This window comes from Agaribacterium sp. ZY112, from assembly GCF_041346925.1.
Taxonomy (GTDB): domain Bacteria; phylum Pseudomonadota; class Gammaproteobacteria; order Pseudomonadales; family Cellvibrionaceae; genus Agaribacterium.
The window spans coordinates 1,812,227-1,826,546 of sequence record NZ_CP166840.1 but is presented as its reverse complement, the minus strand read 5'-3'; the positions used below and the strand labels follow the sequence as shown (position 1 = coordinate 1,826,546).

13 protein-coding genes are annotated in these 14,320 nt (G+C 47.2%); 9 read left to right on the top strand and 4 right to left on the bottom strand.

What is annotated here, in order from left to right; translation table 11 throughout:
* Window positions 1-3: 3 nt before the first annotated feature.
* Both AB1S55_RS07970 and AB1S55_RS07965 read right to left on the bottom strand, forming a co-directional pair.
* Complete coding sequence (locus AB1S55_RS07970) at window positions 4-327, bottom strand: PilZ domain-containing protein (protein WP_370981278.1); 324 nt, start codon at window positions 325-327, stop codon at window positions 4-6.
* A 38-nt stretch (window positions 328-365) separates the two neighbouring features.
* Window positions 366-2,636, bottom strand: coding sequence for a DUF1631 family protein (locus tag AB1S55_RS07965; RefSeq protein ID WP_370981277.1), 2,271 nt, complete (start codon window positions 2,634-2,636; stop codon window positions 366-368).
* 265 nt (window positions 2,637-2,901) lie between these two features.
* Here AB1S55_RS07965 and AB1S55_RS07960 point away from each other — a divergent pair, with 265 nt between their 5' ends.
* On the top strand, window positions 2,902-3,891 hold the full coding sequence (locus AB1S55_RS07960; RefSeq protein ID WP_370981276.1) for an adenosine kinase: 990 nt from the start codon (window positions 2,902-2,904) through the stop codon (window positions 3,889-3,891).
* 48 nt (window positions 3,892-3,939) lie between these two features.
* Here AB1S55_RS07960 and AB1S55_RS07955 read toward each other — a convergent pair whose 3' ends face one another.
* Both AB1S55_RS07955 and AB1S55_RS07950 read right to left on the bottom strand, forming a co-directional pair.
* Window positions 3,940-4,989, bottom strand: a complete 1,050-nt coding sequence (locus AB1S55_RS07955; protein WP_370981275.1) for a DUF2333 family protein — start codon at window positions 4,987-4,989, stop codon at window positions 3,940-3,942.
* A gap of 102 nt (window positions 4,990-5,091) precedes the next feature.
* Window positions 5,092-5,808, bottom strand: coding sequence for a hypothetical protein (locus AB1S55_RS07950; protein ID WP_370981274.1), 717 nt, complete (start codon window positions 5,806-5,808; stop codon window positions 5,092-5,094).
* A 189-nt stretch (window positions 5,809-5,997) separates the two neighbouring features.
* Here AB1S55_RS07950 and AB1S55_RS07945 point away from each other — a divergent pair, with 189 nt between their 5' ends.
* The 8 genes from AB1S55_RS07945 (at window position 5,998) to fis (ending at window position 14,299) form a co-directional block, all read left to right on the top strand.
* Complete coding sequence (locus AB1S55_RS07945; protein WP_370981273.1) at window positions 5,998-7,710, top strand: protein-disulfide reductase DsbD family protein; 1,713 nt, start codon at window positions 5,998-6,000, stop codon at window positions 7,708-7,710.
* Window positions 7,711-7,864: 154 nt separating this feature from the next.
* A complete protein-coding gene (gene aroQ, locus AB1S55_RS07940; protein ID WP_370981272.1) occupies window positions 7,865-8,308 on the top strand; it encodes a type II 3-dehydroquinate dehydratase in 444 nt (147 codons plus the stop codon).
* A 29-nt stretch (window positions 8,309-8,337) separates the two neighbouring features.
* Window positions 8,338-8,808, top strand: a complete 471-nt coding sequence (accB, locus tag AB1S55_RS07935; protein WP_370981271.1) for an acetyl-CoA carboxylase biotin carboxyl carrier protein — start codon at window positions 8,338-8,340, stop codon at window positions 8,806-8,808.
* Window positions 8,809-8,822: 14 nt separating this feature from the next.
* Window positions 8,823-10,166 (top strand): acetyl-CoA carboxylase biotin carboxylase subunit, encoded by a 1,344-nt coding sequence (accC, locus tag AB1S55_RS07930; RefSeq protein WP_370981270.1) that lies wholly within the window; start codon window positions 8,823-8,825, stop codon window positions 10,164-10,166.
* A gap of 141 nt (window positions 10,167-10,307) precedes the next feature.
* Window positions 10,308-11,192, top strand: a complete 885-nt coding sequence (prmA, locus tag AB1S55_RS07925; RefSeq protein ID WP_370981269.1) for a 50S ribosomal protein L11 methyltransferase — start codon at window positions 10,308-10,310, stop codon at window positions 11,190-11,192.
* A gap of 102 nt (window positions 11,193-11,294) precedes the next feature.
* Window positions 11,295-12,827, top strand: a complete 1,533-nt coding sequence (locus AB1S55_RS07920; RefSeq protein WP_370981268.1) for a zinc-ribbon and DUF3426 domain-containing protein — start codon at window positions 11,295-11,297, stop codon at window positions 12,825-12,827.
* A gap of 171 nt (window positions 12,828-12,998) precedes the next feature.
* Window positions 12,999-13,988 (top strand): tRNA dihydrouridine synthase DusB, encoded by a 990-nt coding sequence (gene dusB / locus AB1S55_RS07915; protein WP_370981267.1) that lies wholly within the window; start codon window positions 12,999-13,001, stop codon window positions 13,986-13,988.
* Window positions 13,985-14,299, top strand: a complete 315-nt coding sequence (fis, locus tag AB1S55_RS07910) for a DNA-binding transcriptional regulator Fis (RefSeq protein WP_370981266.1) — start codon at window positions 13,985-13,987, stop codon at window positions 14,297-14,299. The genes dusB and fis overlap by 4 nt, the downstream gene beginning before the upstream one ends.
* Window positions 14,300-14,320: the final 21 nt, after the last annotated feature.

The window sequence follows — 14,320 nt, the reverse complement described above, 5'->3', positions numbered from 1 at the left end:
TTATTAAATTTGTGAGATATAACTCTCAAGCTGGCTTCGCCCCTCTGGGCTAATATCGATAATTTTAAAACCCGCCCAAGATTTATCGCTTTCAGTCGAGTCATTTAACCAAAGACACTCCAAACCTAAATGCAATAAAGCCTGGTCGGGAAACTCCATTTGCACCTGATAAACGCCGCCCTCATTTAATTGAGTAGCTCCAAGTAACATCAAACCGTCACGACTCAAGTTCACAAGCATGCCAAGGCTTTTATTTGTCAGGCTATTTTTTACCACTAGAGAACGCTCAATCGGGTGGCGCTCATGCCTGCGAAGCTCACTACTCATAATAAACACCCGCTATATGTTGCATACTAGGCGCCAGACTATTCAGCTTTAGCAGTTTCAGCTCCGGCACTGTCACCGGCCTGCTCTTGTAATTTGTGATAAATATTTTCCAGTGCTCTTTCAAAGAAGGGCTTAGAGCTACCTGAAATCACTTTGACCGAGCCTTGAATCATCTTCCTCGCCAGCACTAAACCACTTTCCATATTGACCCTTTTACCCATCTGATCAACAAACATATAGTGCGACGTTCGACCGTTATACCAAGCAACCTTTAAACGCTTGCCATCTTCAAACTCAAACCAAGTGCCAAACTCAATCATCTTAAGGCTTTCGACCATTTGCGCTTCTTCAGGGCTCATACCCTCCTCAGCCCCAGCATTGTCCCCAGCCTTCTCAGCAGATTTACGCACCATTTCTTCACGCATAGGCTCAGGCGCAGGCTCAGCTTTTTTCGCCTTCATCGCCAATTTAGACATATTAGAAAAAGCCACAATAAGCTTTTCGGCCTTAGCTGAGTCATAGCCGATAACCTCAAAGCCCTGCCTTAAGGCTTCTATCACTTTGGCTGTATTTTTAACCTGACGACCAACCAAAGTTGGGTCTTTTTTAGGTTGAACACACCATAGAATAGCTTCAACCACCCTCGTAGCATCTTTCCAGGACTGACTCTCACTACCATGACGCAATAAAATAAAGGCTAAATAATCCGACCAGGGCTGCAGCAATAACAACAAAATAGCGGACGGTAATTCATGACCATTAATATATTTACGGATATGTACATTCACGCGAAGCTTTACTTCGCGCAATTTATCTTCACCTTCAGCCTTCTCTTTAGCTCGCTTCTCGGTTAGCTCCTGCTTACGCTGAGCTTTTTTGGCATAGCTATTAAATTCAAATAACAGCGTCGTAATAACTTTAACGTCTTTATCAAATTCTTTAAGCACACGATCAACAGTGCCGCGAATTTGATCATACATATCAAATTGAGAGCTGCCGTTATTTTGCACCCACTTTGAACCTGCGTCCGCCAAGGTGTTTAACAAAACACGTGCAGGGTGCTCCGTACTTTCAAAAAAGTCATGATCAATAAACGCAATCTTAAGGAACGGCGTGTGTAAATAACTCAACAAGGTCTTCACTGCATCAGGGATATTTTCATCATTAAGCATGTACTCAAAAACCATACCGACCAAGTCGATGGTTTCCATGTCACTTTGCTTAACCGAGCCAGCTTCACCGGCGTCGCTTAAAGAGTGCTGAACATCGCTAGCAGCAGCGCCAACATTGAGTGGCACCAAACTACCAGGCTCTGCATTTTCCAAGTTGAGCAGGGCCTGAGGCTGAACCTGCAAACCACCGAGCGCTTGCACAAGCTGAGGCACCGTATAGGCCGGCCCTGAAGCGACAGAAGCGGCACTAACCACCCCAGCTTTAAGCTGCTGATTTAAACTGCGAATTGCAGAAACCAGTTCAGCCTGATACTGCTCAGGTGAGGCCTCTGGATTTGGCTCAGCACGCTGTATACCGTAATCCTCTTGACGGCGACCAAAGGTATCCCCCTCTTCAGCCAAATATGATTTTGGAGCTGCCTCTTTTGGCAGGCTATATTTGATATTCGACAGCACTCCCTGCTGCCCTAAATAACTATTGATGTCTTCAGACACCAACTTAAATAAATTTAACAACTGAAGATCAAATACTTTATAAGCCAGTAGCTTGGCACTGGCACTGAGCTCAAGTAAATCTAAGCAACTGCGCAAAGCATCACAGTACTGAATAGGTGAGGCAGGGTTATTGGCTTCTGTCACAGGCACACCGCCATTTAATACGGAAAAGCGCTGATTCAAAGCCCATAATGGTTCGGAAAAATAGGTATCCACTCGCTGGGTAATAGAGCTAATAGCAATGCTCTCTTCTAGCTCTTCATTTTCAATAATGCTGAGCTTTCCCCCTTCATCACTCTCACCGGAACCAATGCTGGTATTCAATGTTTTTTTACTAAAGCGAACAAAACCCTCTAAAAAATGCCCACAAAATTGATGCTTTAACTCCGTTGCATTTTTGCGAATAGAGCGCTGCATAGCCATCAACTTAACAGACTCGTCATTAGACTTGGCTTTATCAATTTCAATATCGTAGGCATCAAAGAGTGACTTTAAAAACACATCAAAGGCTCTCTCAACATGATCTCGAGCCAAGCCCTGGCATCCCTTAAGCAGATCTACAATCGCGGAAGACGACAAGATAGGCGCAGAAGAAACCACTTCAGCAGCGTTATCCTCGTGTTCACGAATGAGCTTTGACATAGATTTCCCTCAAATCCGCCCCAATAAGGCAAGCATAAATATAACTATAGAAGAGTAATTAGCAAAAACCGGCCCGATCCAGTAAGGCGCTGAAGAAAACTACCATATACCTATATAAAGGTTGAGTATTTCTATGTATTTAACGAATTTAAGCCTATATTTCAGGCGCTATCAAAACATTAAGCGACTAAAGCATGTACTTTAACTGCGCGTTCATGCCCAGTTTTGCTACACTCGCGCTTTTAAATTCACTAGAGAATTGATTGTGAGCCAATACGATATCTACGCCTTAGGCGCAGCCCTGCTCGATACTGAAATTGAAGTCAGCGATGCCGATCTTGCCACCTTTAACATCGACAAAGGCGTTATGACTTTAGTCGATGAAGCTCGACAGCATGAGCTAATGAACGCCCTAAGCGAGCACCTTGTACACTCCAAACGCAGCTCAGGCGGCTCGGCCGCAAACTCAGTGATTGCAGCTAGCTATTTTGGCTCTAAGTGTTTTTATAGCTGCAAGGTCGCTAACGACGAAAACGGCAAACACTACCTAGCCGATTTAAGTGCCGCCAATGTTGCCTTTCATAATAACAACGGTGTCGATACAGGCATTACAGGTAAGTGTTTAGTCTTAATTACTCCCGATGCTGAACGCACCATGAACACCTACCTTGGCATAAGTGAGCAACTCAGCACTAAAGATATCGATGAAGATGCACTTAGCCAAAGCCGCTGGGCTTATATAGAAGGCTATCAAGTGACCTCAGAGACTGGCCGCCCGGCAGCGATTAAACTGCGCGAGCTTGCGCATAAGCACAAAGTAAAAGTTGCTTTATCGTTAAGTGATCCAGCCATGGTGCAGTTTTTCCATGAAGGCTTAAGTAGCATGATTGGCGACGGCGTCGATTTATTATTCTGTAATGAAGCTGAAGCACTGGCCTACACAAAAAGCGATAACATTGACGATGCTGCAGAAGTATTAAAAGCCTGCGCCCAGAGCTTTGCGATCACCCTTGGTGCCAAGGGTGCCCTCATTTACGATGGGCAGAATTTGAGTACTGTTGATGGGGTTGAAGCCAAGGCTGTTGACACTAACGGTGCTGGTGACATGTTTGCAGGCACGTTTTTACACGCACTCTGCGAAGGCGCAAGCTACGAAGAAGCAGCTAAACTGGCAAACCGCTCTGCCGCTATCGTAGTAAGCCAATACGGGCCGCGTTTAAGGGAAGAGCAATACCTAGAGCTAAAATCGAACTAAAAAGAAAATACTGCGAGCCGATTCATACCGGCTCGCAGGCTTAAAACGCTAGCCTTTTTCCAGTAACTCACGCAAATCAATAATCGCCGCATTGGCGCGAGATAAATAAGAGGCCATCACCAAACTGTGATTGGCCAACATGCCAAAACCACTGCCGTTAAGCACCATTGGACTATAAAGTGTTTGCTGAGTACCTTCTAACTCACGAATAATTTGTTGCACGCTGACTCGTGCATTTTTCTTCTCTAAGACTTCGGCAAAATCCACCTCAAGTGCTCGCAAGAAATGAATTAACGCCCAAGCACTGCCTCTTGCTTCATAAAAGACATCGTCAATTTCATTCCACGGAGTCTTCACAATAAGCTCAGATGCAGAGCTGGTGCTTTGACGCGCAACCTCGACGTTTGCCAAATCTAAATTAATTCGACGCTGACCAACACTAGCACTCAAACGCTGGCTTAAACTCCCCAAGCGAGTTTCTACAGAGCTCAACCAGTAACGTAAATTATCAGAGCGAGCATAAAACTGCGCATTGCTATGATCATCATCCGTAAGGCGCGATAAGTAGTCACGAAGATAGCCAATACCCTCTTTATATTCACTTTCACTCGGGGGCAATAACCAGCTGCGATGATCAAAGTTCAGGCGCGACTCAGCCAAAGCCAAGGCTTTATCTTCGGTGCTTTGACTCTGAGAACGACTAAACGCTTCACGCATGGCTTTAGTTAAATCACGTACTTGAATAAGAGCCCCGTATTCCCAGTTAGGGATATTATCAAGCCATATCCCTGGCGGCGTAGCATCATTACTCAAGTAGCCGCCAGACTTATTAAGCAATGTATCAACCACGCCAATAAGCGATGAGCTTGTTGCCACACCGGCAACCAACTCAGGGCTTGCTATCGAAGATTCAGTTTGGGCCCGCTCCAACACATCAAATTCGTCAGGCTCAAGACTCCAATACATCCCCACAAGCATGGCAAGCAAGAGATATATGCCCACCGCACTTAACAACAACTTAAACACTTTATTCGATTCATAGAATGAGCGACGCACGTTCGCGCACTTTTCACTCCACCACTGACGAATACTATTCATTGGAAATCCATATCAATAAAAACAACAACGAAGGCTCATTCTACACCACATGTGCATAGCATGAGCCCATTAGTTCGCAGGCCTTAGAAAAAACGATCTTGATTACTCGAATGGCTCAAGCAAATGTAATTCAGGCCCACCTATACGTATATCTCCACGAATTCGATAACCTGTTACGGCCTCGCGCATTTGCTTGTAAATCCATCGCCCCTCAGCGTCTGAACGGGCATAAATCATCAAGCCCTGATGGGTATGCTTGATTTGCAAAGCCACCCCCACTAGCAAGCTTTTGACACTCTCATTTCGAGCACGCAGATCCGCGCCATCTAACTTGATCACCTCGATATGAGAAGTGGGCTCTGCAACCTTAACTGTCGCTTGAGGACGCAGATTGCGTTTTTTCTTCAACCCATCAAGCTCAACCTGAACACGCTCAACACTCGGCTCACCAGGAAACAGGGCCGAGCACTGCTTAAGCTGACGCTGAGCCTGAGCAAGCCGCCCCTTAGCCATAAGCTCATTCACCTTTTCAAGTTCTGCCAGCATAATCGCCTGCATACCAGCCATGGCAGTACTGCTTTTCGGCTCAAGCATCAACGCCGCACGGTAATATAAATACGCATTATCCTGTTCAGGCTCTAGTAAGCGACCAACATTAAATAAGGCATCAGCTTTAGCAATCATCGTGTCGGCCATTGTCGGCACCACACCGGTAAGCGGCGCAGAGGGGGCCACAGCTTCTTGCTCAGATTTAGTTGGCGTACTAGCACCACAAGCAGTAAGTAAGGCTGCTAGCACGAAAACAATGACAAACTTCATAATTTACCTTTAAATTTCTAAAACATGCCGTAATAAATGGCACTATGTCGCGACAAATATTTTAAACAACGATAAAGGCTAAGTATCCTATACTGGCCACGCAATATTTTCTTGTCAGGATACACATTCCTTATGCTGCACAGCACCATTTTCAAATCAAGCCGACAAACACTTATACAGAGCCTGGGTATGATCACCCTATGCCTACTCTCTTGCCTCAGTTGGGGCCAAGGCTTATTTGAGCAAGAAGACAGTTTCCTACCCGTAGAAAAGGCTTATCAAGTAGAAAGCTTTATAGAAGGGCGGCAAGTAGAGCTCCTATGGACGATTGCCGAGGGCTATTATCTATACCGGCACCAGCTCAAGCTCGAGCTAATTCAAGACGGGCAGCGCAGTAAACTCGATTTTGAGGTGCCCTCTGGCAAGAAAAAATACGACGAGATATTTGAAGAAGAGCTTGAAGTTTATTATCACAACCTAAACCTCAGCGCACTATTACCCCCCAATAGTGAAGGGGCAGTTATCGAACTGCATTCGCAAGGTTGTGCTGATGCGGGCCTTTGTTACCCCCCAAGAAAGCAGTGGTTTAAATACAGCAATGGGACGCTAAGCCCAACCGATCAAAGTAGCATTAGCACCCAAGTAAATAATGCCCCTGTTACCAATGCCCCTGAACCTATACCAAGCGCTCCCGACACATCATCTAGCTTAATCGTTATTCTGATTGGGGCTCTTGTCGGCGGCATGATCCTCAATCTAATGCCCTGCGTATTCCCTGTTCTGAGCCTAAAAGCACTCACACTATCGGCTGGCAACGCCAAACAGCATCGCATTAATGGCTGGGCTTACACAGCAGGTGTTGTTGCTTCGTTTTTATTGGTTGCCTTTATCATCAGTATTGCCAAAAGTGCCGGAGCCCAATTAGGTTGGGGCTTTCAACTACAGCAACCGATTTTTGTGGCTTGCTTAGTCTATTTATTTGTTTTACTGGCCCTCAATCTTTTTGGTCTATTTGAAATTGGCACAAGCCTCATGGGGCTCGGCCAAAACCTAGTCAACGGCAATGGTGTCTCGGCCTCTTTTTTCACCGGCGTACTCGCAGCCGTAGTAGCCAGCCCTTGCACAGCGCCGTTTATGGCCAGCGCCATTGGCTTTACCCTCAGCCAAAGCATGTCGGTATCGCTATTAGTCTTTTTCTGCTTGGGTTTTGGCATGGCTCTGCCTTATTTATTGCTTAGCCACAGCCCTGCTCTTTCCGCAAAACTACCTAAACCCGGGCCGTGGATGGAACACTTTAAGCAGTTTTTGGCCTTTCCTCTTCTCCTTACCGCAGCTTGGTTGCTCGCCGTCGTTGGCGAACAGACAAGCGCTTACGCTAGCGCGCTACTGGTTGGCGGCAGCATTTTGCTTGCTATGGCTTTGTGGCTACTTAACAAGAGCTATAGCCCCAAGGGCCGCTGGCTAGCTCGAGCTGTCGCCGCCTTGCTTGTTTTAATCGCCCTGCATATCGTTAGAGACATTCAAATTCACGGCAAAGCCAACGCCGAACACTGGCAAAGCTATAGCCCCGAATTACTCGAAGAACTACGCCAAGAGGGGCAGGCAGTCTTTATCGATCTAACCGCGGATTGGTGCATCACCTGCAAATTAAACGAACGTGTAGCTCTCAATATCGATAGTGTGCAAAGCTTTGCCCGCGATAACAATATAGCTATGCTGCAAGGCGACTGGACATCCAGCGACCCTCAAATTAGCGCCCTTTTGCATCGCTACGGCCGCAACGGAGTACCCCTTTATTTAATGTACCCAGCCAACAGTGATGCAGACGCAGAAATCCTGCCACAAATACTCAGCCCCAGCCTTGTAATCGAGGCTATGGAAAGAGCCACAGAAACACAGTAGCTGCATGAACTTCGGCAAAATTTCACGAAATAGCAGTGATCTGCTGAAAATAGTCCATAATCGATAGACAGACTTGCCTTTTTTGGGCAAAATCGCCGAACTTTTTCTGATAGCTGCGCTCTATGCGTAGTGAGATCTTGTTGTGAGCACGTTTATGGCTAAAATACTGGCGCTACATGGCCCCAATTTAAATCTTCTTGGCACTCGCGAGCCTGAGATTTACGGCCACACGACCTTGGCTGATATTAATCAGCGTCTTGCCGAACTTAGCGCAACTCATAACTGCGAATTCGACCACCTTCAAAGCAATGCGGAGCACGAGCTGATCAACCGCATTCATCAAGCACGTGAAGAAAAAGTCGACATAATTATTATTAACCCCGCTGCTTTTACACACACTAGCGTGGCCTTACGCGATGCCCTTGCCGCTGTCTCGATACCTTTTATCGAAGTACACCTTAGCAACGTGCACGCACGCGAAGCATTTCGCAAACATTCATATTTATCTGATATCGCCGTTGGTGTTATCTGCGGCTTGGGCGCCTATGGCTATGAACTCGCCTTTAATGCCGCATTACAGCAACTAACTAACAAATGACATTCGTCGTCTGGTACTGAGAGGAATCCATGGACATTCGTAAAATCAAAAAACTAATCGAGCTACTCGAAGAATCCAATATCGAAGAGCTTGAGATTCAAGAAGGCGAAGAAAGCGTTCGCATCAGCCGTGGTCAAAAAGGTTCTCAAGCCGTTATTTCTGCTCCAGTTGCAGCCGCGCCTGTTGCAGCTGCTCCGGTTGCCGCACCTGCCCCTGCTGCCGCACCAGCCGCCGCGCCTGCTGTTGAAACCCCTGCCGCACCGGCTGGCCACAGCGTAAACAGCCCTATGGTTGGTACCTTCTATCGCTCGCCTAGCCCTGGCGCTGCCGCGTTTGCTGAAGTTGGTCAAAGCGTTAAAGCTGGCGACGTCATTTGCATTGTTGAAGCAATGAAAATGATGAACCAAATCGAAGCCGACAAGAGCGGTGTTATCGAAGCAATCTTGGTTAAAGACGGCGAGCCCGTTGAGTTTGATCAAGCCCTGGTTGTCATCTCCTAAGTCGAGGATAGAACATGTTTGATAAGGTTCTAATCGCCAACCGTGGCGAGATTGCCCTACGTATTTTACGTGCCTGTAAAGAGCTGGGCATCAAAACCGTAGCCGCTTACTCAAAAGCAGACCGCGACTTAAAACACGTTTTATTAGCAGATGAAAGTGTTTGTATCGGCCCCAATAGCAGTCTTGAGAGCTACTTAAATATTCCTGCCATTATTGCAGCAATGGAAATCACTGATTCTGTAGCCGTTCACCCGGGTTACGGCTTCCTTGCTGAAAATGCTGATTTTGCTGAACAAGTGCAAAAAAGTGGCTTTACATTTATTGGCCCCGATGCCGATGTTATTCGCTTAATGGGCGACAAAGTATCCGCTATTGAAGCCATGAAAAAAGCGGGCGTACCCACTGTCCCTGGCTCTGACGGTGAATTACCTGATGATGAAGCTAAGTGTCGCGAAATTGCTGAGCGTATTGGCCTGCCGATCATCATTAAAGCCGCAGCGGGCGGTGGCGGTCGAGGTATGCGGGTTGTACACGACATAGAAAGCCTGTGGAGCAGCATCCAAGTAACCAAATCGGAAGCCGGTGCAGCCTTTGGTGACGACACGGTTTATATGGAGAAATTCCTACAGAATCCTCGTCACGTAGAAGTTCAAGTACTGAGCGACGGCCAAGGCAACGCCATCCACCTTTATGATAGAGACTGCTCTTTACAGCGTCGCCATCAAAAGGTTCTCGAAGAAGCGCCTGCCCCAGGCATCGACATGGCCATTCGTGAAGAGGTTTATAATGCCTGCACCAAGGCCTGTATCGAAATTGGCTATCGTGGCGCTGGCACCTTTGAATTTTTATACGAGAACGGCGGCTTCTACTTCATTGAAATGAATACCCGCATTCAAGTAGAGCACCCAGTAACCGAGATGGTAACTGGCGTCGACTTAATTCGTGAACAGATTCGTGTATGCGCAGGAGAAAAACTCTCCATCAAGCAAGAAGATGTGAAACTTCAGGGCCACGCTTTTGAATGTCGCATTAATGCTGAAGACTCTAAAACCTTTATGCCATCACCGGGCTTGGTTGATAAGTTTCATGCCCCGGGCGGCCTTGGTGTTCGCGTTGATTCGCACCTCTACGGAGGCTATAAAGTTCCGCCTTATTACGACTCAATGATCGCGAAGCTCATCACCCATGGTGAAGATCGAGCAACAGCGCTAAAGCGCATGGAAATTGCTTTAGATGAGCTTGTTGTGTCTGGCATTAAAACCAATACCGACCTACAAAAAGACTTAGTTCGCGATGAAGCCTTCCAAGAAGGTTGCGTGAATATCCATTACCTTGAGAAAAAGCTCGGCCTTTCTTAAGCCTTGTTTACGCACCCGCAAGCATGCGGGTGCATTTCTCCCAAGGGTGTTTATTAATGGCAAGATGCGGCTTAATAGCCACTAACTTGCCATTAATAAACACCTTTTGGCTTTCTGCCTTCCAAAGGAAAAGCTCCACTTATGTCTTGGCTCCAGCTTCGTATAATTACTGACCCCGATCACGCAAGCGTCGCGGAAAAAGCCCTCAATCACGCAGGCTCCATGTCGATCACATTCGAAGACAATGCCGACCAACCCATTTTTGAGCCAGAACTTGGCGAAACCCCTCTTTGGGCCGCTACACGAGTCACCGGGCTATTTCCAGCTGAGGTCGACTCGAATGCCATAGCACAGGACATCGCAACACGCTTAAAGATCAGCCAAGAGCAACTACATTGGCACGTACTAGAAGATAAAGATTGGGTGCGTGAGTGGATGAGCCAATACCACCCCATTCAATGTGGTGAACACTTTTGGATTTGCCCTAGCTGGTGTGATGAACCCGACCCTTCAGCCGTTAACTTAAAACTCGACCCCGGCTTGGCTTTTGGTACAGGTACTCATCCAACTACTTTTTTATGCCTACAATGGCTTGCAAAACAAAAGGTAAAAAACCTGCACGCGGTCGACTTTGGCTGTGGCTCCGGCATACTCGGTATCGCAGCATTATTATTAGGCGCCACACAAGTACACGGTGTCGACATCGACCCTCAAGCCTTGCTGGCCACGCAGGACAACATTCAGCGCAATAGCCTCGCCAACGAGCAAATGCCCGTTTATTTTCCAGATAAAGCACCACAAGAGCCTGTCGATTTAGTACTCGCCAATATTCTTGCCGGCCCTTTGGTTGAACTCGCGCCACAACTGATCGCCCTACTGAAACCCGGAGCCTTTATTTGTTTAAGTGGCATTCTAGCGACACAGAAAGACAGCATCGTTGCTGCATATGAACACGCTGTTGATTTTTCCTACAGTAAAGAACAAGAACAGTGGTTGTGCCTTGTCGGCCAGCGACGAAAAAACTAGACCAGGGCCCCAGACTTGCATGGAGATGTTTTACCTACGCCCATGCAAGGTATAGACTTCTGAAAGCCCCTATTGACGGACAACACAGTAATCCGAACGGATATGAGTGACTTAATCACCCGCTGCCCTAAATGCAGCACCGCATTTAAAGTACAACCTAGCCACCTCAACAGCGCCAAGGGGGCTGTTCGCTGTGGCTCATGTTTACATGTGTTTAATGCCAAAGAGCACCTTATAAGCTCACCTGCAAGCTCAACCAAGAAAAAAGCAGGCAAAAAACCTGCATCCAACAGATTAAGCGCTCAGCAAAAAGCGAAAGAAACAGCTCCGCAAAACCCCATCATTAGCCAGAATGATGATGACATTTTAATTAGTGACGATACGCCTTTCGACGAAGAGAAGTGGTCAGAACCTCAGCCAGAAGAGAAACAAAGCGAGCCCAAGCAGGCAAGCTTTATCGAGTCAGAGGAAGATAATTCATTCAACAGTGGCTTAATTAGTGATATCGATGAAGGCAGTGTTGACTTTGGCTTTGACGAAAATGTTTTTTTTGGGCACGAAGCCTCGAGTAAAGACATCAATCTCTTCGAAAAGAAAATCAAAGAAGTTGAAGTCAATGACGAAGATGACGCCGGTGAAGACGATGAAAGCTGGGCTCTATCTTTACTGGAAGATGAAGAGCGCGCAGAGCAAAAAAGCGCGGCTAAAACACCAAACAAGCTAGCACTCGAAGAACCGGAGCCTGAAGCAGAACCAGAACTAGAAGAAGCCGAAGAAGCTGAAACCAGCTCTATGTATCACACTAGCAGCTTTCGCATTATCGACGAACAAGACAGCACTACATCAAAGACCGATGATGAGCTCGACGGCATGGGGCAACTCGCCCAACAAGAGCTGAGCCAACGCACTAACAACAGCACAGAACCAACTGTCGATAATGACCAAGGCGACCCGTTTGACATTGACCACAATGTGATCAATGAGGAATTGGAGCCCAAGCTCGATGCCAAGAAAAAACAAGATAACGACGAAGAGTACGGCTTTGAACCCTTTGAGGGTGACATGCTCAGTGACAGTACTGCAGATGATGAGGGCAGTCGACTTGATGAGCTAGAAGCAGAACCACTTGAGTTTTTAGTCGAAGACAGTACGCCATGGTGGCGCTCGGGTAAACTCTGGCTCGGCCTGAATGTCATGCTCTTGCTATCGGCTTGTTTCCAACTTGCCTATTTTAAATTTGATGACTGGAGCCTTAAACCTCAGTGGCGCCCCTATTATGCTCAAGCCTGTCAATTACTTGGCTGCCAACTGCCCGCCCTGAAAGATTTAGGCGCGATAAAAATTGAAAGCATGCTAGTGCTCGATCACCCAGAAAAAGAAAGCATGCTCTTGGTTGACGCCACCTTATTGAATCGTGCAGGCTTTGCTCAAGACTTCCCCGAGCTAAAAATAAGCTTTTCAGACATCAATAACCGTGTTCTTAGCGATGTCCGTTTTAGCCCCTCACAATATGTCGGTGGAGAGCTTGCGGGTCGTAAGTCAATGCCACCTCGTCACCCAATTCACATTACTCTTGACGTTGAAGACCCAGGAAAAGATGCCGTTAACTACCAAATCAGCGTTGTGAAGCCCTAATCAATAGTTAGTCAAGACCCAAACTGCACTTTTATTGATCAAATTGTATAAAAGCTGCATTCCCAACGGCCTTCGGCTTAGGTATGATAGCCCCCCTTTTTTGGCGGGGCGTCTTTTTAACCAATAGTTAATTCAGACGCCAGCAGCAAGATATGATCGCGGGGGATCTAGGTGTTAAAAATTGGTCCATACGAGCTCGACAGTCCGGTACTGCTCGCGCCCATGGCTGGTGTCACCGATCTTCCTTTTCGTAAAATCTGCCGTCAGTTTGGGGCGGGCCTAACAACCTCAGAAATGCTAACGAGCGATACCTCCTTGTGGCACAGCCGCAAAAGCTCTAAGCGCTTAGTTATTGATGAGCAAGACTGGCCTATCAGCATTCAAATAGCCGGAAGCGACCCGCTAATGCTGGCCGATGCAGCGCAAGCTTGTGTAGAACTTGGTGCGCAAATTGTCGATATCAACATGGGTTGCCCAGCCAAAAAAGTCTGTAAAAAAGCAGCGGGCTCAGCACTGTTGGCCGACGAGCCTCAAATCGAGGCTATATTGCGAGCGGTGATTGATGCCGTCGAGGTGCCTGTGACCTTGAAAACTCGCACAGGTACGGAGCCAAGTAACCGCAATAGCCCTCGCGTTGCGAAAATGGCAGAAGCATTAGGTGTTAGTGCAATAGCCATACATGGCCGCACTCGAGCCTGTCGCTTTAATGGCGATGCTGAGTACAACACAATTACAGAAATCAGCTCAGAACTAAGCATTCCAGTTCTAGCAAATGGGGATATAAACTGCGCTGACAAAGCTCAAGCAGTGATAAAGAAAACCGGTGCCGCCGCACTTTTAATCGGGCGCGGAGCACTTGGCCAACCTTGGCTTTTTAGGGATATAAAACACATGCTGAATCACGGTGAACTACCAACACCGCTCAGCATGAGAGAAAAACAGCACGTTGTAGAACAACATCTAAGTGCGCTGCATGCATTTTACGGCCCCGTTCAGGGAGTTCGCATTGCACGTAAGCACTTTGCTTGGTACTGCGCTCATCTTCCCGATGGAGAACAGTGGCGACGGAAGTTCAACCAACTGCAAGAGCCTGAGCAACAGCTCTGGCTCAATAACAACTATTTTCAATGGCTCATTAGTTACGAGGAACAAGCAGAATGAATACAGCGGACACGCTCCTGACCGACCGAAATACCGACTTTGCAAGTCAGGTCCCAGCGCCAAAAGACTATGTAGCACCTCAAGATCAGTCTTTGCGTGACAGCGTAGAACGCGCCGTGAGCAATTATTTCGAGCACCTTGAAGGCCACGATGTTACCGATGTATATGAAATGGTACTCGCAGAGGTTGAAGCACCTCTGTTAGAAGTCGTGATGAAGTACACTCGCCATAATCAAACCCGTGCAGCCAATGTGCTGGGTCTAAACCGCGGCACCCTACGCAAGAAATTAAAGCAATACGGCCTACTTTAAGTAGCTCGTCGTAAGTAAAGA

What these genes read in the sequence shown, in the direction of transcription:
- AB1S55_RS07950 (WP_370981274.1), bottom strand. Translation starts at nt 5,808, where the DNA reads ATGAAGTTTGTCATTGTTTTCGTGCTAGCAGCCTTACTTACTGCTTGT.
- AB1S55_RS07920 (WP_370981268.1), top strand. Translation starts at nt 11,295, where the DNA reads ATGAGTGACTTAATCACCCGCTGCCCTAAATGCAGCACCGCATTTAAA.
- aroQ (WP_370981272.1), top strand. Translation starts at nt 7,865, where the DNA reads ATGGCTAAAATACTGGCGCTACATGGCCCCAATTTAAATCTTCTTGGC.
- AB1S55_RS07965 (WP_370981277.1), bottom strand. Translation starts at nt 2,636, where the DNA reads ATGTCAAAGCTCATTCGTGAACACGAGGATAACGCTGCTGAAGTGGTT.
- fis (WP_370981266.1), top strand. Translation starts at nt 13,985, where the DNA reads ATGAATACAGCGGACACGCTCCTGACCGACCGAAATACCGACTTTGCA.
- accB (WP_370981271.1), top strand. Translation starts at nt 8,338, where the DNA reads ATGGACATTCGTAAAATCAAAAAACTAATCGAGCTACTCGAAGAATCC.
- prmA (WP_370981269.1), top strand. Translation starts at nt 10,308, where the DNA reads ATGTCTTGGCTCCAGCTTCGTATAATTACTGACCCCGATCACGCAAGC.
- accC (WP_370981270.1), top strand. Translation starts at nt 8,823, where the DNA reads ATGTTTGATAAGGTTCTAATCGCCAACCGTGGCGAGATTGCCCTACGT.
- AB1S55_RS07955 (WP_370981275.1), bottom strand. Translation starts at nt 4,989, where the DNA reads ATGAATAGTATTCGTCAGTGGTGGAGTGAAAAGTGCGCGAACGTGCGT.
- AB1S55_RS07970 (WP_370981278.1), bottom strand. Translation starts at nt 327, where the DNA reads ATGAGTAGTGAGCTTCGCAGGCATGAGCGCCACCCGATTGAGCGTTCT.
- AB1S55_RS07945 (WP_370981273.1), top strand. Translation starts at nt 5,998, where the DNA reads ATGATCACCCTATGCCTACTCTCTTGCCTCAGTTGGGGCCAAGGCTTA.